At 40.9% G+C, this 22,072-nt stretch carries 16 protein-coding genes; 4 read left to right on the top strand and 12 right to left on the bottom strand.

The genetic code is table 11. The features are described from left to right. Window positions 1-124: 124 nt before the first annotated feature. From STO1_RS01620 to STO1_RS01600, 5 genes are read right to left on the bottom strand one after another with little or no spacing between them, the layout of a single operon-like run. Window positions 125-1,156, bottom strand: a complete 1,032-nt coding sequence (locus tag STO1_RS01620) for a sensor histidine kinase (protein WP_096421663.1) — start codon at window positions 1,154-1,156, stop codon at window positions 125-127. Continuing rightward, window positions 1,123-1,821 carry a response regulator transcription factor gene (locus STO1_RS01615; protein ID WP_084872493.1) on the bottom strand — a complete coding sequence of 233 codons (699 nt, stop codon included), beginning with the start codon at window positions 1,819-1,821 and terminating at the stop codon, window positions 1,123-1,125. The genes STO1_RS01620 and STO1_RS01615 overlap by 34 nt, the downstream gene beginning before the upstream one ends. Window positions 1,822-1,833: 12 nt before the next feature. Then, window positions 1,834-2,556, bottom strand: coding sequence for a lantibiotic ABC transporter permease (locus tag STO1_RS01610; RefSeq protein WP_096421661.1), 723 nt, complete (start codon window positions 2,554-2,556; stop codon window positions 1,834-1,836). Beyond that, window positions 2,556-3,344 carry an ABC transporter permease gene (locus STO1_RS01605; RefSeq protein WP_061588731.1) on the bottom strand — a complete coding sequence of 263 codons (789 nt, stop codon included), beginning with the start codon at window positions 3,342-3,344 and terminating at the stop codon, window positions 2,556-2,558. The genes STO1_RS01610 and STO1_RS01605 overlap by 1 nt, the downstream gene beginning before the upstream one ends. Before the next feature lies 1 nt (window position 3,345). Beyond that, window positions 3,346-4,053: an ABC transporter ATP-binding protein gene (locus tag STO1_RS01600; protein WP_084872489.1), complete on the bottom strand. Its 708-nt coding sequence runs from the start codon at window positions 4,051-4,053 to the stop codon at window positions 3,346-3,348. Window positions 4,054-4,339: 286 nt separating this feature from the next. Here STO1_RS01600 and STO1_RS01595 point away from each other — a divergent pair, with 286 nt between their 5' ends. Then, window positions 4,340-4,822 (top strand): S-ribosylhomocysteine lyase, encoded by a 483-nt coding sequence (locus STO1_RS01595; protein ID WP_000032557.1) that lies wholly within the window; start codon window positions 4,340-4,342, stop codon window positions 4,820-4,822. Between the two features lie 58 nt (window positions 4,823-4,880). On the opposite strand, the gene STO1_RS01590 is transcribed toward STO1_RS01595, so the two are convergent. The 3 genes from STO1_RS01590 to pflB form a co-directional block, all read right to left on the bottom strand. Continuing rightward, window positions 4,881-6,986 (bottom strand): ATP-dependent Clp protease ATP-binding subunit, encoded by a 2,106-nt coding sequence (locus tag STO1_RS01590; protein ID WP_096421659.1) that lies wholly within the window; start codon window positions 6,984-6,986, stop codon window positions 4,881-4,883. 451 nt (window positions 6,987-7,437) lie between these two features. After that, window positions 7,438-11,508, bottom strand: coding sequence for a Spy0128 family protein (locus tag STO1_RS01585; protein WP_096421657.1), 4,071 nt, complete (start codon window positions 11,506-11,508; stop codon window positions 7,438-7,440). 318 nt (window positions 11,509-11,826) lie between these two features. Continuing rightward, on the bottom strand, window positions 11,827-14,142 hold the full coding sequence (gene pflB / locus STO1_RS01580) for a formate C-acetyltransferase (RefSeq protein ID WP_007520679.1): 2,316 nt from the start codon (window positions 14,140-14,142) through the stop codon (window positions 11,827-11,829). 238 nt (window positions 14,143-14,380) lie between these two features. On the opposite strand from pflB, the gene dinB reads away from it, so the two are divergent. Next, window positions 14,381-15,442 (top strand): DNA polymerase IV, encoded by a 1,062-nt coding sequence (gene dinB, locus STO1_RS01575; RefSeq protein WP_096421655.1) that lies wholly within the window; start codon window positions 14,381-14,383, stop codon window positions 15,440-15,442. A 33-nt stretch (window positions 15,443-15,475) separates the two neighbouring features. On the opposite strand, the gene STO1_RS01570 is transcribed toward dinB, so the two are convergent. Next, on the bottom strand, window positions 15,476-16,321 hold the full coding sequence (locus tag STO1_RS01570; RefSeq protein WP_061588725.1) for an undecaprenyl-diphosphate phosphatase: 846 nt from the start codon (window positions 16,319-16,321) through the stop codon (window positions 15,476-15,478). Window positions 16,322-16,382: 61 nt separating this feature from the next. Then, window positions 16,383-18,275, bottom strand: a complete 1,893-nt coding sequence (locus STO1_RS01565; RefSeq protein ID WP_061588724.1) for a DUF2207 domain-containing protein — start codon at window positions 18,273-18,275, stop codon at window positions 16,383-16,385. A gap of 130 nt (window positions 18,276-18,405) precedes the next feature. Between STO1_RS01565 and STO1_RS01560 the strand changes: the two genes are divergently transcribed. After that, window positions 18,406-19,974 carry an ABC transporter substrate-binding protein/permease gene (locus STO1_RS01560; protein WP_033605877.1) on the top strand — a complete coding sequence of 523 codons (1,569 nt, stop codon included), beginning with the start codon at window positions 18,406-18,408 and terminating at the stop codon, window positions 19,972-19,974. Then, window positions 19,971-20,711, top strand: coding sequence for an amino acid ABC transporter ATP-binding protein (locus STO1_RS01555; RefSeq protein ID WP_096421653.1), 741 nt, complete (start codon window positions 19,971-19,973; stop codon window positions 20,709-20,711). The genes STO1_RS01560 and STO1_RS01555 overlap by 4 nt, the downstream gene beginning before the upstream one ends. Before the next feature lie 92 nt (window positions 20,712-20,803). Here the strand turns inward: STO1_RS01555 and STO1_RS01550 are convergent, their stop codons facing one another. Together STO1_RS01550 and STO1_RS01545 are read right to left on the bottom strand one after the other, a co-directional pair. Beyond that, window positions 20,804-21,019: a capsule biosynthesis transcriptional regulator gene (locus tag STO1_RS01550; RefSeq protein ID WP_000241003.1), complete on the bottom strand. Its 216-nt coding sequence runs from the start codon at window positions 21,017-21,019 to the stop codon at window positions 20,804-20,806. 106 nt (window positions 21,020-21,125) lie between these two features. Next, a complete protein-coding gene (locus STO1_RS01545; RefSeq protein WP_000244063.1) occupies window positions 21,126-22,022 on the bottom strand; it encodes an SPFH domain-containing protein in 897 nt (298 codons plus the stop codon). Window positions 22,023-22,072 lie beyond the last annotated feature (50 nt).

The raw sequence follows: 22,072 nt of genomic DNA, 5'->3' as shown, positions 1-22,072 counted from the left end.
CTGGACAAAAACTCAATTTGAGAGAAAAATCCAGTAAATCTTTACATAATAAAAAAATCAAACGCATAATATCAAGTCTTTTGGACACTTGGTATTATGCGTTTTTATAATCTTCCATCCTCATTTATTTTAATGAAATTGTCAACTCGACAGAGGCTCCTCCTTGATCTGGATTGAGCAGGGTCAGACGGCCACCATGCAAGAGAGCTACCTGCTTAGAAAAGGCTAAGCCGATACCATGATGGGGATTAGCTGAATTGCGGCTTTGGTCACTCTGGTAAAAGAGCCGTTCCGCTCCCAGTAGCATCTCCTCTGAAAATGAAGGGCCGTTGTTCCAGATAGCAAAAACCAACTGGTCCTGCTGCACTGATACCGTTAGCTTGACTTCCTTTTGATCCTGGTCCGCATGTTCAAGCGCATTCAGTAAAATATTGAGCAAAGCCCGTTTGAGATAGTCCAAATGAATCGACAAAATCAGACTAAGATCACAATCTTCTTGGAGATAAAAACGATAGCTTTCCTGTTTACTGAACAGTGCCCAATCGTCCTGGAGATAGGCCAAAAAGTCCTCTAAGGAAAGCTGACTGAACTGATTAGAATCAATCTGAAAAGCCTTAGCGTAATCAATAAGAGAGGCACAATATTCTTCCATCTTGTAACTAGCCTGCAAAATCTCAGCAGCATAGTCTGCCTGTGGCTGGCCTAACTGCGCCATTTCCAAGAGCTCAGCATTACCCTTAATCACAGTTAGGGGCGTCTTCAAATCGTGCGATGTCGCTGATAGCTGTAAAATCAACTCCTGATTATGCTGCTGCTCTTTTTCTAGAAGACGAGCATTTTCTTGGTGGCTGCTCCGTAAATCGCTATAGACTTCTAGCATTTCCTCAATCCGAAAAAGCTGGCTTTGATTTTCTTTTAAAAGCTTCTCGCTCTTTAGCATTTTTATTTCCCTGTCGATTTTTCGGAGCAATTTCAAAATATGATAAAAAGTAATCAGCAGCAAGCTCCCTGCCCAGAAGAACAAGGCGAAAAGAACGTGATCACTTCCTTGCGTAAATTCATAACCTATAAGCACAAAAATCAAAACATGGAAAAAGACGATTTTCAAGCTAGTTGTCCAGACTAGGCTTTTGAAATTTCGGGTTCTAATTGCCATCTATAGCCTACTCCTCTCACTGTTGCGATTGCTTGCAGCCCTTCTTGTTTGCATTTTTGGCGAATCTGATATACGTATTCTGAGATAGAGCGAAGTTGTGTTTCTGAGCTTTCTGGGTAAAGCAAGGTATGCAGGCGTTCAGCTGAAAAGGTCTGCTTGGGATTGCTAGCTAGTAAATGTAGCAACTTAAACTCTCGCTCTGAAAATTTCAAGACTTTACCAAAACAGGCAACTTCATAGCGCTCTGGATAAAATTGACAAGAAGCAATTTCAGAGTATCGCTCCTCCCGTCTTTCCTCCCGCCGAAGATGAGCTCTGACACGCGCCAGCAATTCTTTGGTTCCAAAAGGCTTGACAATATAGTCATCTGCTCCGCGAAAGAGTCCTTCCACCTTGTCCGCCTCCAATTCCTTAGCCGTCAAAAAGATGATCGGACACGAAAGATGAGGACGAATGTAGGAACACAGCTCAAAACCATTAACAGGCTCCATCATCACATCCAGCAGAATCAAGTCATATCCGACAAAATGCGTCAACTCTAGGTCTTCTATCCGATCAAGCGTTATCACATCATAAGCATCTAGCTCTAGGACGTTTTTTACTAGCTTCAAAATGCTCCGGTCGTCATCAACTACCAAAATACGATACTGTCTCATGAGTTCCATTATAGCATACCTCTAGCGAACATCTCGTTTCAAGGTTAAAAATATGGCAGAGCTCCAAACCAAAGCTAACCATAAAAGCTGTATCCCCAGCCCTGAGAGATCTATTGACTGCTGAAGCCCTTCATACTCAAAAAGATTTAGGGTAGCCAGATCGGGCAGGTATTTTGCTTCTTTGATGAAAGTCGCTAATAAACGGCTGAGACCAATCAAGAGAGGAAAGAGCACCGACACCGGCACAACCCAAGATTGAAAGAGCAAAGCGAGGCCAGCAGTTAAAAAAGCCAGAAAAATATTGCTGAGAAGACCAAAAGAGCTGTAATAGAGGAATTTCTCTAGTAAGGACCAGCTAAAGCTTAGGTCAAAACGAGCCAGCATAACAAGGAAACAGCTGCCTATCATGACACTGTAGAGAACCAAGAGCAGCAAGTCCAGAAAAAGGAATTTCCCAGCCAACCAAGCCTTTCTATTTGATACGGTTAGAAAATTCGTTCGCATCCCAGACTTGACAAACTCCTGGGCAAAATAGAGAGAAGTAAAGATGACGATGACAGGCTGCGCCAGATAGAGGGCATGCAAAACCTCGCTCAGAGCCTTCGTCTGACCAACTGCTGTCTGACTGTAGTCAAGATTCATCAGAAAAAATGGAACAGCTACCATAGCCACTAAGGCTGCACCAAGAGCGAGATAATAAGAACGGAACTTAATCCATTCACTTCTAAGCAGAGCTTTTATCATCAGTAGCGCCCTCCCAAATCCGTCTTCAAAAAGCGCAGAGAAGCCATGCCGCCGATGACTAGCAACCATGCACCAAGTATCAACAGCCCTTGCAAGGGATTGTTAGCATATTGGGAAGTTGGCGTTGCAGCAAACAACTCTCCTGCTGGCTGTGGCAAATAAGCTCCCCAACTCGTGTGAGCAGCTAGGTAGTTTCCTAAATTATAGATTTGGGGTACGAGAAAAAGCAGAGGAACTAGCATGGTCCGAGCCAATAAACCTAACAAAAACGAAAGGATTCCCAATAAGGTCAGAGATAAGGTTTTCCACAAAATCAAACTCCAAGCTGCCTGATTGAGCAGAATCGGATCAAGTCCTTCCTTTCCTAAAGCGAGATGCATGACCATATAACTAAAGTAGATTGATAAAAAGCTAGTGGCAAGAGAAAAGCAAGTAAAGGTCATGAGTTTCCCCACAAGCAACTTCAGGCGGTTATTACAGGTCAAGAGACTGGTTCTCAAGCTATGAGACTGAAATTCCATAGCTCCCAAAATTCCAGCTAAAATGACCAAAACCATGACCGCCATAGAAGCCCCGTTGAGACCTAGATATTCCAGCGGATCAATGGCGTTTATCAGACTGGGAACCGTCTCAGGCGTAGCATCCAAGCCAATAGACAAATACTGTCGACCCTCCAGCCAGGATACGACAGGCACCAATAGCAGCATGAGGGCCATACTCACTTTGAAAGCCTTGGTTGAGCGAATTTTCAACCATTCTGAATGCAATAAGGACATCGTTTCTTTCATCTTAAACCTCCTCTGTCAAATCAAAGAAGAGATCTTCTAGACTGTCTGAATCTTGCAGCACCTCTTCCAATCGTCCCTGCTCAATAATTCGCCCATGATGAATCAAGACTACATCATCTGTCACCATTTGCACCTCTGATAGGATATGGGAAGATAGAAGTACCGTTTTCCCTAAATCAGCCTGCTGACGGATGAACTTTCTAAACCACTTAATCCCACTTGGATCCAGCCCATTAGTCGGCTCATCTAATATAAGAAACTGAGGATCACCCAGCAAAGCTGCTGCCAAACCCAAGCGTTGACCTTCCCCCAGAGACAGGCTTGACAAGAGGTCCTTCCTCTTATGAGCGATTCCAGTCATCTCCAAAACCTCATCGATCCGAGACTTGGGAATAGCATTACTTGCTGCAATAATCCTCAAGTGGTCATAGACCTTTCGATTTGGCAGACCGCCAATGCCATCAAAGGCTGCACCTACCGTTCTGAGCGGATAGGTCATTGATTGATAGGTTTGCCCATCAAAAGTTGCAGTCCCTGCTGTCGCCCAATCTAATCCCAAGAGAATCCTCAAGGTCGAACTTTTTCCTGCACCATTTGGGCCTAGAAAAGCTGTAATCCGACCGCTTCTAGCTGTAAAAGAAATATCTTCTAAAATCTGCTTGCTGCCATGCTTTTTGCAGACGCCTTCTATTTTCACCATATGTTCCATACTGAACTCCTTTATCTTTATTTTCTCCAGTATACCCAATCTAGTTCAGAATTAGTTCAGAGATTAAACAGAAATTTCAGAAAAAGTTGATCCACTTTTCAAAAGTCGCTCTAGCTTCATTAGAAAGAACTCAGTTTTTCTTTTCCTTTACTCCATTCTTTTTTATAATTCTGAGGTTTATGTATAGAGACTTTATTATCATTCTAGTCTCAAAAAGTTATTTATCAAACTCCATCAACAGCACCCTTTATGATATAATGAAAAAAGAAAACTGAAAGGAACTACCATGTCAAAAGAAGTTATTGTTGAAAGTTTTGAACTTGACCACACTATTGTTAAAGCACCCTATGTTCGCTTGATTGGGGAAGAAACAGGGCCAAAGGGAGATGTCATCTCCAACTTTGATATTCGCTTGGTACAGCCAAATGAGGACTCTATCCCTACCGCTGGCCTTCACACTATCGAACACCTCTTGGCAAAACTCATCCGTACCCGCATTGACGGCATGATTGACTGCTCACCATTTGGTTGCCGCACAGGCTTCCACATGATTATGTGGGGACGCCATACTAGCGCTGAAATTGCGGCCGTTATCAAGGATTCGCTCAAGGAAATTGCTGAAACCACTACTTGGGAAGATGTCCCTGGAACAACCATCGAATCTTGCGGAAACTACAAGGACCACAGCCTCTTTTCAGCTAAAGAATGGGCGAAACTCATCCTGGAACAAGGAATCTCAGATGATGCCTTTGAGCGTCATGTTATCTAAACACAAAAAGGAACTAGCTTTTAGCTAGTTCCTTCTTTTTTATTCTCAAAATCTTGAGTTAGGCTTTTTCACGAATGACCAAAACGCCATCTTCCATGTCTGCTTCCAAATGTTTGGCATCTAGATGATCCAAGTGGAAGTCTGTTACTTTATCACGAATTTGTTGTTCAACCACGCGACGGAGAGGACGAACCCCCATAACTTCGTCATAGCCTTCTTCTGTGATAAAGTCCTTAGCTGCTTGGCTGACTTCCAAATCAATGTCTTTCTTAGCCAAAGTTTGGTTGACTTCAGCCAACATCAAGTCCACAATCTTAGAAAGATCTTCCTTGTTCAAGTGTGAAAACTCGATAACTGCGTTAAAGCGGTTGAGGAATTCTGGACGGAAGAATGGTTTCAAACGATCCATCAACTCTGGTTTGTCCGCATCTTCTGTCAAGTTGGCTTCATAACCAAATCCAGCATTTGATGTCGCGATAATGACCGTGTTCTTGAAGTTCACTGTATTTCCTTGACCATCAGTCAAACGACCGTCATCCAATACTTGGAGGAGAAGGGTGATTACTTGAGGATCAGCCTTTTCAATTTCGTCCAAGAGAATGATAGAATAAGGATTGCGACGAACACGTTCTGTCAAGGTATTGCTATTGTCATCATACCCAACATAACCTGCTGTTGTACCGATTAATTTAGATACGGCTGTGCGGTCACTGTATTCAGACATATCCAAGCGGATGATCGCATCTTTAGTACCAAACATATCGAGCGCTAATTGCTTAGCAAGTTCTGTCTTACCAACCCCAGTTGGACCTACAAAGAGGAAGCTACCGATTGGGCGATTGCCTTCATCAAAACCAGCACGGTTACGACGGATAGCACGAGCTACAGCTTCAACCGCCTTGTCTTGGCCGATAACCTTGTGTTCCAAGCGATGAGCCATATCTTTCAAACGTTCGATATCTGATGCTCCCATTTGTGAAACTGGAATACCAGTCATTCGTTCCACAGATTCAGCCACATCGTTGATGTTTGCAGTCACTTTCATGTCTTCTGTGTGGTTTTCGACTTTTTTCTCTAATTCTGCAATACGTGTTTTGGCATTGAGAGCTGCTTCAAAATCTTCTGCCTCAACTGCTTTTTCTTGCTTGTCTTTTTCTGCCTCAATTTCCCGTTCAACAGCATGCACATCTGTTACAGGATGTTGAGCTGCCAAGTGAGCAGCCGTTACGTCTACAAGGTCAATAGCCTTATCTGGCAAGCTGCGTTGTGGAATGTATTGGATAGAATAATCCACTGCTGCTTTCAAGACTTCATCTGGCAAGATAACATTGTGGTGTTGTTGATAGAGGTCACGAATCCCTTGAAGGATTTTAAAGGTATCCTCTGCTGAAGGAGCATTGACCTTCACTTCGTTGAAACGACGAGCAAGAGCTGCATTTTTCAAGATGGTGTTACGGTATTCGTCTTGAGTTGTCGCTCCAATAACGGTCAATTCACCACGAGAGAGAGCTGGCTTGAGAATGTCCGCAAGCCCTTTAGAACCACTGTCTCCTCCGATTGAGCCAGCGCCAAGGATTTGGTGAATTTCATCAAAGAAGAGGATAATATTCCCTGCTTCTTTTACTTCATTGATTAGATTTTGAACGTTTTCTTCAAAGCTACCACGGTATTGAGTACCAGCCTCAAGACCTGAGATGTCAATGGAAATAATTTCCTTGTTCTTGATGGCAGCCGGAACATCTCCATTCACAATCGCTTGTGCTAGACCTTCTACAACGGCTGTCTTACCAACACCTGCATCTCCGACCAGAACAGGATTATTTTTCGTACGACGTGAGAGGATTTCAGATGTTTCTTGAATTTCCTTGTTTCGTCCGATAACAGGATCCAACTTGCCCTCACGAGCTTCTGCGGTCAAGTTACGACCTAGTTTAGCAAGGACACCGTCTTGTTTCATACCTGAAGCGTGTTGTTGCATTTGCACATCAGATTCTGCATTTCCTGGCAATTGACCAGTTGCACGATAGTGAGCAAATTCCTCAGGTGTCACTTCACGTCCATTAATCAAGTAGCGACGGTTTTCAGAACTGTATCCTCGCATACCACCCATCAATTGGTTAAATAAATCATCCATGTTGTTAAAGTTATTAAAGTTGTTGTTCATATTCTTTACCTCGTTTATTCTTAATTAGATGCGATCTCTGATATTGACTATCTTTGACCTTTGTTTTAAAAATTTTAGACTAGCTAACTTGCTACCCTAAGAATAACTTCTGGTTTTTCTTTTTTAAATAAGCCTTTTATCATTTTCTTTTCAAAGTCTGTTAGATTTAACATAGGCCTCACCCCTTTCTAGGGTATCTATTATACATTTTCAAGAAATAGAATCATTGAAAATGAGTTTTTCTAAGGAAGTCATTTTCCTTATGTTTCTACTATACCACTTTGGTCAGTAAAAGTCAATAACTTTTTGACCAAATTTGACTATTTTTAAAAAATTATTTTGAAATACAAAAAAGCCCCTAGAAAACGAATTTTCTAGAGACTTTCTCTATCAGATTTAAGAGAGAAGTAGAATTCTCACTTACCAAGTTTCATGTTTCTTCTACGAAAGCTTAAGCTTTACGTTTTACGAAGAATACCAGTCCACTCAATGCCAAGACTACAAATCCAATTGCTGAGAAGATAGATATTGCTTCACCTGTTTTTGGAAGTTCAGCTTTACCTTTAGTCTCCGTAGCTGGAGGTATTGGTTTTGGTTCCTCTTTTCCTCCTGGTTTATTTGGATCTGGATCCGGTGTTGGATCTGGATCCGGTGTTGGATCTGGATCCGGTGTTGGGTTTGGATCCGGTGTTGGGTTTGGATCCGGTGTTGGATTTGGATTTGGTGTTGGATTTGGAACAGTGTATTTATTTGTAAATACAACTGCTTTACCATCTGCATATGAGACAGTCGCAGTCAAGAGACCTTGACCATCCGCAACTACAGTGACTGTTACAGTATGCTCAGTCTTATCGTATTCAACACCCTCTTCAGTACCAACTTTTTCAACCAAGGTATAAGTGTGAGTACCTGCTTCTTCGAATGAACGAACAAAGGCTACTTTACCTTCGGCAGTGTTCTTAGTTTCCGCTACAACTGCACCATTTTCTTTCAATTCGAAAGTATAAGCATCAGCCGCAAGTTCTTTACCTTCAAGTTTCTTAGTTGCTTCAATCGTAGCTTCTACTGCTGGTGCTTTAAAGCTATTCGTGAAGACACTACCTGCTGGGTATTCAACAGTTGCCTTCAAGGCATTTGTTGCTGCATCTTTGGTTACTGTTACCACTGCAGTCTTTTCTGTGTCGTAAGTAATACCAGTTGCTCCGGCATTCACTTCTTTTACAGTATAAGTATGAACACCTTCTGCATCATAGTTGATTGCTTTAAATGTTACTTTTCCAGCTTGGTTTGTTTTTGTATCAACTAGTTTTGTACCTTCATACAATTCAAATTGGAATTCACCATCAACCAAAGCACGACCAGTCAATTCTTTCGTAAACTCAAGTGTTGCTGATGTAGCTGTTGGTACTGGTGCTGTATAGATATTAGTGAAGACACGTTCCGCGTCCGCATTTTCTACAGTCGCAACCAATTGACCTTGACCGTTATCTACTACATTCACTTTAACTGTGTAAGATTCTGTTGAGTAGGTCACACCTTTTTCGCTACCTTCTTTTTCAGTGATAGTGTAAGTGTGCTCTCCTGCTTCTGTGTAGTCGACCTTGAAGACAACTTCGCCTGAAGCAGCGTTCTTAGCTGTAGCTACAACTGCATCTTTTTCTTTCAATTCGAAAGTATAAGCATCAGCCACAAGGTCTTTACCATTCAAGACTTTCTTAGCTTTGATTGTCGCGCTTGTTGAAGCGGCTTTATAAGTGTTAGTGAAGACACGTTCTGCATCCGCATTTTCTACAGTCGCAACCAATTGACCTTGACCGTTATCTACTACATTCACTTTAACTGTGTAAGATTCTGTTGAGTAGGTCACACCTGCTTCTGTTCCTGCTTTTTCAGTAATAGTGTAAGTGTGCTCTCCTGCTTCTGTGTAGGTAACCTTAAAGGCAACTTCGCCTGAAGCAGTGTTCTTAGCTGTAGCTACAACTGCATCTTTTTCTTTCAATTCGAAAGTATAAGCATCAGCCACAAGGTCTTTACCATTCAAGACTTTCTTAGCTTTGATTGTCGCGCTTGTTGAAGCGGCTTTATAAGTGTTGGTGAAGACACGTTCTGCTTCCGCATTTTCTACAGTCGCAACCAATTGACCTTGACCGTTATCTACTACATTCACTTTAACTGTGTAAGATTCTGTTGAGTAGGTCACACCTGCTTCTGTTCCTGCTTTTTCAGTAATAGTGTAAGTGTGCTCTCCTGCCTCTGTGTAGGTAACCTTAAAGGCAACTTCGCCTGAAGCAGTGTTCTTAGCTGTAGCTACAACTGCATCTTTTTCTTTCAATTCGAAAGTATAAGCATCAGCCACAAGGTCTTTACCATTCAAGACTTTCTTAGCTTTGATTGTCGCGCTTGTTGAAGCGGCTTTATAAGTGTTAGTGAAGACACGTTCTGCTTCCGCATTTTCTACAGTCGCAACCAATTGACCTTGGCCGTTATCCACCACGTTCACTTTAACTGTGTAGGATTCAGTTGAGTAAGTCACACCTGCTTCTGTTCCTGCTTTTTCAGTAATGGTGTAAGTGTGCTCGCCTGCTTCTGTGTAGTTGACGTTGAAGACAACTTCGCCTGAAGCAGCGTTCTTAGCTTCTGCTACAACTGCATCTTTTTCTTTCAATTCGAAAGTATAAGCATCAGCCACAAGGTCTTTACCATTCAAGACTTTCTTAGCCTTGATTGTCGCGCTTGTTGAAGCGGCTTTATAAGTGTTAGTGAAAGTTGGTTCTGCTGAAGTGACAGAAGCTGTTAATACTCCACCTTGGAATGCTGCTGTTACAGTAACTTCCTTACCTTCTTCATCAAATGTAATACCATCGATTGCTTTTGAAGTATCTTCTTTGATGATGTAATGATAAGTTCCTGCACCTTTCAATTCAATATTCTCAAAGGTAATCGTTCCATCAGCTTTTGATTTCGCTGTGGCTACTGGAGTCTTCAAGTTCTCTGCTGTGTATAGGTTGAAAGTAAACTCATCTGCTTTAGGAAGTTTATCTGTACGACCTTCTACCACTTTCTTAGCAGTCACATTGAATACAGCTGGAACTGGTTCATCTTTAAGATTAATAGTAGAACCTGCTGCTCCGAGTTTAACTGTATACTCTTTCTCATCTAGCTTATAACCAGCTGGAGCTGTCTTCTCTTTAATCTTGAAAGTTTTACCTTCCCATTTCTGATCATAAGTTTTAGTCAGTGCTACTCCTTTTTCATTTGTAGTCACTTCTGTTGTTTCACTTGCATCATCTGTTGCAGTTACAGTATAAACTGCTCCTGGAACAGGTGCAAGAGTGAAGGCATCTGTCTTATTAATCTTAATTTGGTAAGCTGTAGAAGCTACGATAGTCCCTGAAATCAAGGAAGTCGCTTCTGCTTTCATGCTAAGAGCTCCTGGACGACTTGTATTTTGAGCCAGTTTTGTTCCGTCTGCCAGAGACAAGGCTGCGATATTTGCTACTTTAGTACCATCATTTGGAGTGGTAGTACTGTAAGTAACAAAGTAAGATGTCGTTCCATCTTTAAAGGTTATATCGAATGAAGTATAGTTTTCATTCCAATCAACCGTATATTCTTTTCCCTCAGATAATAATACAGCATCATCAGGAACAGCGGACGTTCCACCAGTAATATCCGCCCTGTAAACTCTCAAAGTTTCTGGTATGTATTGAGCAGGAGTATAGGATGTATCATCGTTTGGAATCGTATCGTGTAGAACAATGTTCTGTCCAAAATCTTGTTTTTCCGTATTCACACGTACACGCCAGTTTGAAACAGCATCTCCTTTGCTAACTGATCCAATAGCTGCTAATTTTTCAGAAGTCCAATTGTCACGTGATGCCTGCCCCCCTGCCTTTGCATAGTTCTCAGTCCCAACTTTAGGACCTGAAATCGTTTTCGAACTATAAACATGTTTAATTTCTTGCTTCATTGAAGAAGAATTAAAATTAATTGGAGTTTTATTTTGATCCTTTAAGAATCTAAATGATGCAGAAAAGTTACCAGATACATCCTTTACTTTGTCTCCTCCAGTTTTAGCCAAGTATTTATCCAGGTTCTTCAAGGTTATCTTTGCCTTGCCACCTTGGTCATTACCATTTGATGTGACCACTGCCTCTCCTATAGCTACTTGAGTAACCGGATCAATCAACTCCTGATTACCATTATAAACCGTCATGGGAGCCGGAATATCAAAAGTAAAATAATCCCCGTTATTCAAGTTCTCATTGTACTGCTTGAGATCGAACGTCACGCGAAGCTTATATGCTAAATTCGTACGAAGCGAGAAATCTCCTTCTGAACTCACATTTTGCTTAGTATCTGAAGCATCTAACAGATCAATACCTGTAATTACTTGTGTCAATTCTTTTGAAACAGGATTATCTGCTTTAACAATGCCTATCAAAACAGATGCTAGACCTAAAATAGCAAAAGCTAACGCAGAAAATTTAGAAAGCATGTTTAACGCTTTGCTTTTCGACATCTCTTCTCCTCTTTTCTATATGAAATTTTTATTTCTAATCTCCCTAAGAGATTACATCATACCATTTTGACAACCCCTATCACTAACTAGAGTTTATCCATTATATTATAACATCTCAATACAATCTATTCAAGTTTAATAACTAGAAAATATATTTTTATAAGATTTTATTATATTATTCTCTCGAATTTCAACACATTGTCACCAGAATTAACAAAATCTCTTAGTATTTTTCATATGATATGTCGAAAATTTATCTTTTAGATATAGAAAAAAGCCAGTCCTATAGACTAGCTTTTTTTCCATTCTAATTGAATCTTAGCTCAATGCGTCATCCATTGAAAGAACTTCGTGGAAGACACGTTGTGTCAATTCAGTTTTTTGTTCTGGAGTGAGGTATTTAGTGTTTACACAGTATCCTGAGATACGAACGATGACATCTTCGCCATTCATAATCTTGTCATAAACATCTTTCAAGTCCATTACGTTCAAGTTACAGTGTTGTCCACCGTTTTCGAAGTAACCATCAAGGATTGTTACCAAGTTGTCCACTTGTTCGTCACGAGTTTTACCAAGAGCACGAGGTGAAACTTGAGTTGTCAATGAGATACCATCAGCTGCGTAACCAAAGTCAAGGCTAGCAAGTGAGTTCAAGTTTTGCAACCATCCACCTTTAGCTTTGTTAGATGGGTTAGCACCTGGTGAGAAGAATTCAAGTTTAGACAAGTTCACAGAACCATCTTCGTTGAGGTATACACCTTTGTGGACTGGTGAGTTACCAGTTTGTTTAGAGTAAGCAACGTTAGATGTGATGGTCAAAAGTGATACTGTGGCTTCTGCGTTCTTGTAGAGTTTGTGGCTACGTAGGCGAGTTGTGTAAGCTTCAATCAACCATTCTGCCAATTCGTTTGAGCGTGGATCATCTTCACCCCAACGTGGGTATTCACCGATTGTTTCGTAATCGTAGATGTAGCCATTTTCGTCACGGATTGGTTTAACGGTAGCGTATTTGATTGCTGACAATGTATCAACAGTGTTGGCAAATCCACAGATACCGAATCCCATGTTTGCACGCTGTTTAGTTGGCAAGAAGGCCATTTGAACCGCTTCGTAGTTGTACTTATCAGTCATGTAGTGGATGATGTTCAAAGCATCTACGTAAGTGTCAGTCAACCAGTCAAGAGATTTTTCAAAGTTCGCTTTAACTGATTCGAATTCAAGAACTTCGTCACGGATAGGATCGATGTCAAATACCTTGTAGTCTTTGTGAACATCGTCGTAACCACCGTTCAAACCAGTAAGAAGGGCTTTCAATACGTTTACACGAGCACCGAAGTACTGGATGTTGTGGCGTTGTTCTTCATTTTCTGGGTCAAGTGGTGACACACAACATGAGATACAGCTCATTTCACCGTATCCGTCTTTAGCCATTGTTGTAACACCTTCATATTGGATTGAAGAGTGTTTGTGGCTCATGTGCATACAGTAACGACGGAAGCTATAAGGTAATTTGTCAGTCCAAAGAACTGTCAAGTTTGGTTCTGGAGAGTTACCGATATTGTCAAGAGTGTTCAAGAAACGGTAGTCCATCTTAGTAACACGGTGACGACCGTCGTTACCCATACCAGCCATAGAAGTTGTGATGAAGGTTGGGTCACCTGAGTACAATTGGTCATAAGCTTTTGTACGAGCAAATTTAACTGTACGAAGTTTCATAACGAAATCATCAACGAATTCTTGGATTTCTGATTCAGTAAATGTACCACGAGCAAGATCACGTTCTGCAAAGATGTCCAATACGATTGGCACACGTCCTAGAGATGTTGCAGCACCATTGATAACACGGCAGACAGCCATGAAGGCGATGTTCACCCATTGGATAGCTTCTTTGACGTTCATCGCTGGTTTGCGAACGTCAACACCGTAAAGGTCACCCAAGCGAACAACTTGTTGCAATGCTTGGTATTGAAGGTTTACTTCTTCACGAAGACGGATTGTTTCTTCATCAATCTCTTTAATTGCATTCCAGTCGTTTACTTTTTCTTGCATCAAATAATCTGCACCGTAAAGAGCAAGACGTGCGTAAACACCAATGATACGTCCACGTGAGTAGGCATCTGGAAGACCAGTTACAGTGTGAGCGTGACGAGCACGACGGATGTTTGAAGTGTAAGCACGGAAGATACCGTCGTTAACTGTTGTTACGTATTTTGTGAAGATTTCGTGAACAGCTGGATCTGGTTCGTATCCATTTTCTTTCAAAGTAGTTTCAGCCATACGGATACCACCTTTTGGCATGAAGTTCAATTTGAAGAGTTCATCGTTTTGGATACCAAAAATCAATTCGTTTTCTTTGTCGATAAATCCAGCAGGAATATCAGCAATAGATGTTGGACGAGTGTCCATTGGGAAACGAGTTTCTTCGTAGTGTGCTTTTGTTTCTTCTACGATTTTTTTGATGTGAAGCGAACGTTCTGTTGGGCCAGCAAGGAAACTTTCATCTCCATCGTAAGGTGTGTAGTTAGCTTGAACGAAGCGAGAAATACTTGCTTTTTCTTTCCAATCTACGCCTTTGAAGCCTTCCCAAGCTTTGTCAAAAATATCTTGCGCTTCAACAACTGTCTTAACAACCATGTTAATGTCCTCATTTTTCTTTCTAGTAACAACTATCTGTTACATTCATAAGTCAAGTATACCACACAGTAACCGATTTCAACAAGGAGAAAACAGCCTTTTTAGCGCTTTCTTTTATAATACAGGCTGTTTTTTTGATATTATCTGTATTATATTTTTGAAAGTTAGACTACTCTTTTCCATTTTTTCAGAAAAAACGGTATAATGAGAAAGAAAATACGGCTAGAAAGGAAGCTAAATGCTCATATTTCCATTGATTAATGATTTGTCTAGAAAAATCATCCATATCGACATGGATGCCTTTTTTGCTGCGGTGGAAATCAGAGATAATCCTAAGTTAAAGGGCAAACCTGTCATCATCGGGAGTGACCCCAGACAAACAGGTGGACGTGGTGTCGTTTCTACCTGTAGCTATGAGGCGCGAGCTTTTGGTGTTCATTCAGCCATGAGCTCTAAAGAAGCTTATGAGCGCTGTCCCCAAGCTATCTTTATCTCAGGAAATTATGAAAAGTATAAGACTGTGGGACTTGAGATTCGTGCTATTTTTAAACGCTACACTGATTTGATTGAACCTATGAGTATTGACGAGGCATACTTGGATGTAACGGAAAATAAACTCGGTATCAAGTCAGCTGTCAAAATAGCCCGTCTCATCCAACAAGATATCTGGCAGGAGCTACATCTGACTGCTTCTGCAGGCGTCTCTTATAACAAATTTTTAGCTAAAATGGCTAGTGACTATCAAAAGCCACATGGTTTTACAGTCATCCTCCCAGATCAGGCTGAGGATTTTCTCAAACAAATGGACATTGCTAAATTTCACGGTGTGGGCAAAAAAACAGTTGAACGGCTTCATGAAATGGGCATTTATACTGGTGAAGACTTATTGGACGTCTCAGAAGTCACTTTAATCGATCGGTTCGGCAGACTCGGTTTTGACCTTTATCGAAAGGCAAGGGGCATTCATAACTCACCGGTCAAGGCCAATCGTATTCGTAAGTCCATTGGCAAGGAAAAAACCTACGGAAAAATCCTGCAAGTAGAAGAAGACATCAAAAAAGAGCTGACTCTTCTCTCAGAAAAGGTAGCTCACAATCTCAGTCAACAAGGCAAAGCTGGAAAAATCATTATCCTCAAAATACGATATGCTGACTTCTCTACTCTAACTAGACGAAAAAGTCTCCCACAAGCGACACAGGACGCTAGTCAGATTTCTCAAACTGCCCTTCAACTCTACGAAGAACTAGCTGAAAAAGAAAAAGGCATCCGTTTACTAGGAGTCACAGTAACAGGATTTTAAAAAGCTTGAAGGAAGATTCCCTCAAGCTTTTTCTTATACAAATAAACGCACAAAACTATAGAGCAACAAGACACTACCGAGTACGATACGGTATTTACCAAAGAGGGTAAAGTCGTGCTTCTTCACATAGCCAGTCAAGAAGCGAATAGCAACCATGCTGACCGCGAAGGCAACACCCATAGCAACCAAAAGCAGGAATAGTTGTCCAAAACTCAAAAGTTGACCTGCTTTTATAAATTTGAAAATTTTTAAAGCACTAGCCCCAAACATAACAGGAATTCCGAGGTAGAAGGTAAACTCTGTTACGACTGAGCGACTCGTTCCATTTAACAAACCACCGACAATCGTCGCACCTGAACGGCTCGTTCCTGGGAAGAGGGCGAGGACTTGGAAAAGTCCGATATAGAGAGCTGTCTTGTAGGGAAGCTTTTCAAGTTCTGTAACTGTTGGTTCAATAGCTTGTGCCTTGTTCCGTTTTTCAAGATAGATAAAGGCAACCCCATAAATAATCAACATGATCGCAACTGATACCATATTGTGAAAATGAGTATCAAACCAATCATCCAGCTTAAAAACTAGCAATAAAGGCAAGGTCGCAACGAGGACTTTTGACCACAATTGCCAAGTTCGACGGACTTCTGCCTTATTTTTACCAGGTTTGAAGGGATTGAGCTTGTTAAAGTAAATCACCATAACCGCTAAGATAGCACCGAGCTGAATAACAACATTAAACATGGACATGAAGGCTTCATTTTGGTCCTTGTATTGTACAAATTCTTCAACCAAGATCAAGTGACCAGTACTTGAAATGGGCAACCATTCTGTAATTCCTTCAACAATCCCAAAAAAGATTGACTTCAAAATTTCAATAAGATACATGTATTACTCCTTTTTCTGTCCTCTATTATAGCATAATTTCGGATGTTGCGATAGATTTTTTCTAGAAGGCGCCGATGCTACCACCGCCTCCGCCTCCGGAGAATCCTCCACCCGAAGAACCACTTCCAGAAGATACGGAGTAATTGCTTGCTGTATTTGCAATACTAGCATAGTGGCTCATTTGAGCAGTTGAATGGTAAAACATACTGTGCCAGCCATAAGCTACATAAAGATTGATATCTGGGTTCTCGACCTGAATCTGATAAGATCTCATCAAATGGCTCACCTTGTCCGCATAACCAAATAAAGTAGCATAAACAAGGAGACGATTCCAAACAACAATACTTTCTAATACTGCCTTGTCTAGATGGGCGATATCGCGAAGCATGTTTTCAAAACTAGTCCAGAGATAGTATGCTTCTAGTCCATCTTCATTTAAAACACCATCACGAGTATCAAATCGGGTCGTCCAATAATAGACGGCAGCTAACATCAAGCCCACAAACCCAAGGATAGGAAGTGGCAGAGAAAGATACCCGTGAGCATCCAAACTATACAAGAACCAGCCAAAACCAACGAAAGCAGGTAAAATCGTAAAGACACCTATCGTCAATCGCAGGATTTTTTCTCCATTACTCAGTGAACGATAATAATCTGGAAGTTGCAAAGAAGAAACCCGCTTTCTCACTCCATCCTGCATCTGCTTCAGAGCTTGCTCAAAAGACGACTTAAGTTTACGTCCTGTTTTCTGAATTCGTTTTTCATCAGCTGCTTTTGCACCTTGGTAAAGACTAGTTGACACTTGGTAATCTGCAAACAAATCTGAAACAAGCACTTCTTCTCTTCCTGAAAAGGCCAAATTAAGGCAATCCTTTTCAAAACTTGCCAATCCCTTTTCTTTTACGACTTTTAAACGAACTTCATCTCCATTTGAGATGATTGAAACATTTCCACGGTCGATCACATCCAATAAAGTTGCCTGAACGAGTTGGTCAAAGGTGAACTTCCCTCCTCCTTTGGTCAAGGGACTGACTTCCTCTAAAGAAGTGGAGTAAACAGCTTCCGATAAAACCATCGGTTCTAAGTCCATTGGCGGTTCATAGAGACGGTGATTTTTGGCATATTTCTTCGATGGGGAGGTTTTTCTTCTGTAAATGCAGTAGAAAATAACACTAAAGACTAAAAAAAGCGAGAGTAGGAAAGGGATGATCCACGTAACCAGAGCTTTGCTCTGAGCTTTTTCAGCAGTAATGGACTCCTCTATTTTTTCAAATTCTGCTAAACGATTGCCCTTCAATCCCTGATCCAAAGCTGTTTCAAAATCTTTTCTAAGCCAATAGGCATGCAATTCAACCCCACGCTGACGAGGTAGGTTCTTCAAATGAACACGATAATCACCACCTGTCTTCTCTACCTTGCCCTCTGTAAAGAGTTTCCCTGTATGAAAGAAAAGTTTTTCAGCTCCATTAAAGCCCGTTACCCGAAACTCAAAATTTTCGATAGGTTCTGAACTATCCGTCAAGGGTTGCCAATTTAACTCCGCTATATCCTTGTATAAGAAGAGAAGATTTGATAGTTGCCAGGTAACCGTCACCCGAACAGTATCTCCGGCATATCCAGCATTATAAATTTTTACCTTGTAGCCGTCCTCTTCCTCCATAGTATAAAAGGAAACATTTTGAATAATTTGCCCATTTTTAGACACTTGAACGGTCGGGTCGGGATCAATATCAAATCCTTCTGGCATTTTCCCAGCTTTTCCTAGTCCAACTAGCTGGCCATTATAATCATCTCCAAAACGGTAGGTGATTGTTTCCTTAAAAATTGCAGTATTATCTGCATGAATATTCAAATCACCCTGATAGGATAAGATATCAAAGTCTACTGCAAAAACTAAGCTCGGTATAAATAATAAACAAGCAAATACCAAAGTCACCAGCCATCTTTTTTTCATAATTGATTCCCTTTCAATCTTTTCACCATTATATCATTTTTTATAAGTAAAGGCTTACTTGTATTGAAAATCTCACCATTTTTAGATACAATAGAGAGAAGTCATTTTTAGACTAGAAATAGGAGAAAACATGAAAAAATTATGCTTATCTATCCTTGCTAGCCTAGCCCTTACATTAGGACTGGTTAGCCAAGTCCAAGCCGACGAATATTTACGCATCGGAATGGAGGCAGCTTACGCTCCCTTCAACTGGACCCAAGACGACGATAGTAATGGTGCTGTCAAAATCGACGGTACCAACCAATATGCCAACGGCTATGATGTTCAAATCGCTAAAAAGATTGCCAAAGATCTAGGTAAGGAACCTTTGGTCGTGAAAACCAAGTGGGAAGGACTTGTTCCAGCCCTTACTTCTGGCAAAATCGATATGATCATTGCCGGTATGAGCCCAACCGCTGAACGTAAACAAGAAATTGCCTTTTCAAGCAGTTACTATACTAGCGAGCCAGTTCTATTGGTTAAAAAGGACTCTGCCTATGCAAATGCCAAATCTTTGGAAGATTTTAGCGGAGCAAAAATCACTTCTCAACAAGGTGTTTACCTTTATGATTTGATTTCTCAAATTCCAGGTGCCAAAAAAGAAACAGCTATGGGCGACTTCGCTCAAATGCGTCAAGCTCTGGAAGCCGGTGTTATTGATGCCTATGTTTCGGAACGCCCTGAAGCACTGACTGCTGAAGCCGCTAACTCTAAGTTCAAGATGGTCCAAGTAGAACCCGGTTTCAAAACTGGCGAAGAAGATACAGCTATTGCCATTGGACTTCGTAAAGATGACAGCCGCATCAGCCAAATCAATGCGAGTATTGAAACCATCTCCAAAGATGAACAAGTTGCTCTGATGGATCGTATGATTCAGGAGCAACCTGCCGAAGCCACAACAACTGAAGAAAGTAGCAGTAATTTCTTCAGCCAAGTTGCTAAAATTCTTTCTGAAAACTGGCAACAGCTCGTGCGCGGCGCAGGTGTCACTCTTTTAATCTCAATCATCGGAACTATCGTAGGTCTCATTATCGGTCTTGCCATTGGTGTCTTCCGTACGGCTCCTCTCTCGGAAAACAAAGCCATTTACAGCCTACAAAAACTAGTCGGTTGGATTCTCAATGTCTATATTGAAATCTTCCGTGGTACACCGATGATTGTTCAATCCATGGTTATCTACTATGGAACTGCTCAAGCTTTCGGTATCAATCTCGATCGGACACTGGCTGCTATCTTTATCGTCTCAATCAACACAGGCGCCTACATGACAGAAATCGTTCGTGGTGGTATTCTAGCAGTTGACAAGGGACAGTTCGAAGCTGCAACCGCTCTTGGTATGACCCACAATCAAACCATGCGTAAAATTGTCCTTCCTCAGGTTGTCCGTAATATTCTACCTGCTACTGGTAATGAGTTTGTCATCAATATCAAAGATACCTCTGTATTGAACGTTATTTCAGTTGTCGAGCTTTATTTCTCAGGAAATACTGTAGCGACGCAAACCTATCAATACTTCCAGACCTTTACCATCATTGCAGTGATTTACTTTGTCCTCACCTTCACTGTGACCCGTATCCTACGTTTTATCGAACGCTATATGGACATGGATACTTACACTACAGGTGCTAACCAAATGCAAACGGGGGATTTGAAAAAATGACACAACCAATCCTTGAAATCAAACACCTAAAAAAATCCTATGGGCAAAACGAAGTGCTAAAAGACATTTCTCTCACCATCCATAAAGGAGAGGTTATTTCCATCATCGGAAGCTCGGGAAGCGGAAAATCAACCTTCCTTCGTTCAATCAATTTACTCGAAACACCTACAGGAGGAGAGATTCTCTATCGCGGAGAAAATGTCCTAGAAAAAGGCTATAACCTCACCCATTATCGTGAAAAGCTCGGTATGGTTTTCCAATCTTTCAATCTCTTTGAAAATCTGAATGTCCTTGAAAATACTATCGTTGCCCAAACGACTGTACTCAAACGCGACCACTCTGAAGCTGAAAAAATTGCCAAAGAGAATCTCGAAAAAGTTGGTATGGGAGAACGTTACTGGCAAGCCAAGCCTAAACAACTTTCAGGTGGACAAAAGCAACGTGTAGCTATCGCTCGTGCACTCTCCATGAATCCTGACGCCATTCTCTTTGACGAACCTACATCTGCCCTTGACCCCGAAATGGTCGGAGAAGTCCTCAAAATTATGCAGGACCTAGCTCAAGAAGGCTTGACCATGATTGTTGTAACCCACGAAATGGAATTTGCTCGCGATGTTTCCCATCGTGTCATCTTCATGGACAAGGGAATCATTGCAGAAGAAGGTAAACCTGAAGAACTCTTCACAAACCCTAAAGAAGAACGGACCAAAGAATTCCTTCAGCGTTATCTCAATTAATAAATAAAGACTGCATACAGAATGCAGTCTTTTTAGTTTGTAATTGTAAATAAAAGGCAGACTCGATTCAGGAATCTGCCTGTAACCACAGTTCAATCTTCAAATTTTTCATGATTTTTTTCATAGAAATCGATTAAACTAAGAGCTGTTTCAAATGAAATATTTTTAACTTTTGCGCGTCCTTGCGCTAGGGCAATTATAGACATTTCACGCGCATTCGTTTCTTTAGAGATACGGTAACCTGTGATCTTCTTATCACGGACCCAGCCAACAACTGCTTCTACCTTTTCAAAGTTTGACTTAACCATGTTCTTCTCCTGAATTATTCTTTACAATTCCTAATTGTATACGTTTTTATTTTATCTGTCAATAAAAAAACATATATTCGTCACAACTATATTATTCTGCATATTTTTATTTGGCTTTTAAAGCCGATAATATATGAGTTCTTATATCTTCAACTCCATTAGGATTTGCTGGTAGGAAGATTGTATTATTTCCTTCTTTTTCTGCAAAATTATTCAATGTGTCTAAATACTGGTTCGTTAATAGGATAGACATGATTTGTTCTTCAGTCAGCTCAACATTAGCTCCCTTTAACTCTTTGATAGAATCAGCTAGTCCGTCAACAATTGCTTTACGCTGCTCTGCAATCCCTACACCATGTAGGCGATCTTTTTCTGCTTCTGCTTCTGCTGCGGTCACGATTTTAATCTTATCTGCTTCAGCAAGTTCTTGCGCTGCAACTCTCTTACGTTGAGCTGCGTTAATTTCATTCATGGATTGTTTTACTTCAGCATCAGGTTCAACCTTAGTAATCAGCGTTTTGACAATGATATACCCATACGTAGACATTTCTTCAGCCACTTGTTTTTGAACTTCTAAGGCGATTTCATCCTTCTTCTCAAACAACTCATCTAGGGTTAGCTTTGGTACAGATGAACGCAAAGCATCTTCAATATAGGATTTAATTTGGGCTTCTGGACGCATCAATTTATAATAGGCATCTGTGACGTTGTTTTCATTTACTCGATACTGAGTTGCTACATTCATCGTTACAAATACATTATCTTGCGTCTTTGTCTCTACAACAATCTCACTTTGCAACAAGCGTAGTTGAACTCTTGCCGCAATCCTATCAATCCCAAAGGGAGCCCGCAAATGAATACCACTATTGCTCAACTTTTGGTATTTACCAAAGCGTTCTATGATAGCGACAGATTGTTGTCGAACCACATATACAGAACTAATCGTAATCACTGATGCAATCACCACTAAAAACAATAAAACAAGTAAAATTTGTAAAACCATGGGAATCTCCCCCTTTCATCACCCTCATTATAACACCATCGTTATCATTA

Source organism: Streptococcus oralis subsp. tigurinus, assembly GCF_002356415.1.
GTDB classification, from domain to species: domain Bacteria; phylum Bacillota; class Bacilli; order Lactobacillales; family Streptococcaceae; genus Streptococcus; species Streptococcus oralis_F.
The sequence above is the reverse complement of the archived record's forward strand: the minus strand, read 5'-3'. Positions and strand labels throughout refer to the sequence as shown.

Excerpts from the sequence above, each read along its gene's own strand:
- STO1_RS01610 (WP_096421661.1), bottom strand. The coding sequence starts at position 2,556 with ATGATAAAAGCTCTGCTTAGAAGTGAATGGATTAAGTTCCGTTCTTAT.
- STO1_RS01585 (WP_096421657.1), bottom strand. The coding sequence starts at position 11,508 with ATGTCGAAAAGCAAAGCGTTAAACATGCTTTCTAAATTTTCTGCGTTA.
- STO1_RS01545 (WP_000244063.1), bottom strand. The coding sequence starts at position 22,022 with ATGGTTTTACAAATTTTACTTGTTTTATTGTTTTTAGTGGTGATTGCA.
- STO1_RS01600 (WP_084872489.1), bottom strand. The coding sequence starts at position 4,053 with ATGGAACATATGGTGAAAATAGAAGGCGTCTGCAAAAAGCATGGCAGC.
- STO1_RS01595 (WP_000032557.1), top strand. The coding sequence starts at position 4,340 with ATGTCAAAAGAAGTTATTGTTGAAAGTTTTGAACTTGACCACACTATT.
- STO1_RS01615 (WP_084872493.1), bottom strand. The coding sequence starts at position 1,821 with ATGGAACTCATGAGACAGTATCGTATTTTGGTAGTTGATGACGACCGG.
- dinB (WP_096421655.1), top strand. The coding sequence starts at position 14,381 with ATGCTCATATTTCCATTGATTAATGATTTGTCTAGAAAAATCATCCAT.
- STO1_RS01590 (WP_096421659.1), bottom strand. The coding sequence starts at position 6,986 with ATGAACAACAACTTTAATAACTTTAACAACATGGATGATTTATTTAAC.
- STO1_RS01565 (WP_061588724.1), bottom strand. The coding sequence starts at position 18,275 with ATGAAAAAAAGATGGCTGGTGACTTTGGTATTTGCTTGTTTATTATTT.
- STO1_RS01570 (WP_061588725.1), bottom strand. The coding sequence starts at position 16,321 with ATGTATCTTATTGAAATTTTGAAGTCAATCTTTTTTGGGATTGTTGAA.
- STO1_RS01555 (WP_096421653.1), top strand. The coding sequence starts at position 19,971 with ATGACACAACCAATCCTTGAAATCAAACACCTAAAAAAATCCTATGGG.
- STO1_RS01605 (WP_061588731.1), bottom strand. The coding sequence starts at position 3,344 with ATGAAAGAAACGATGTCCTTATTGCATTCAGAATGGTTGAAAATTCGC.
- STO1_RS01560 (WP_033605877.1), top strand. The coding sequence starts at position 18,406 with ATGAAAAAATTATGCTTATCTATCCTTGCTAGCCTAGCCCTTACATTA.
- STO1_RS01620 (WP_096421663.1), bottom strand. The coding sequence starts at position 1,156 with ATGGCAATTAGAACCCGAAATTTCAAAAGCCTAGTCTGGACAACTAGC.
- pflB (WP_007520679.1), bottom strand. The coding sequence starts at position 14,142 with ATGGTTGTTAAGACAGTTGTTGAAGCGCAAGATATTTTTGACAAAGCT.
- STO1_RS01550 (WP_000241003.1), bottom strand. The coding sequence starts at position 21,019 with ATGGTTAAGTCAAACTTTGAAAAGGTAGAAGCAGTTGTTGGCTGGGTC.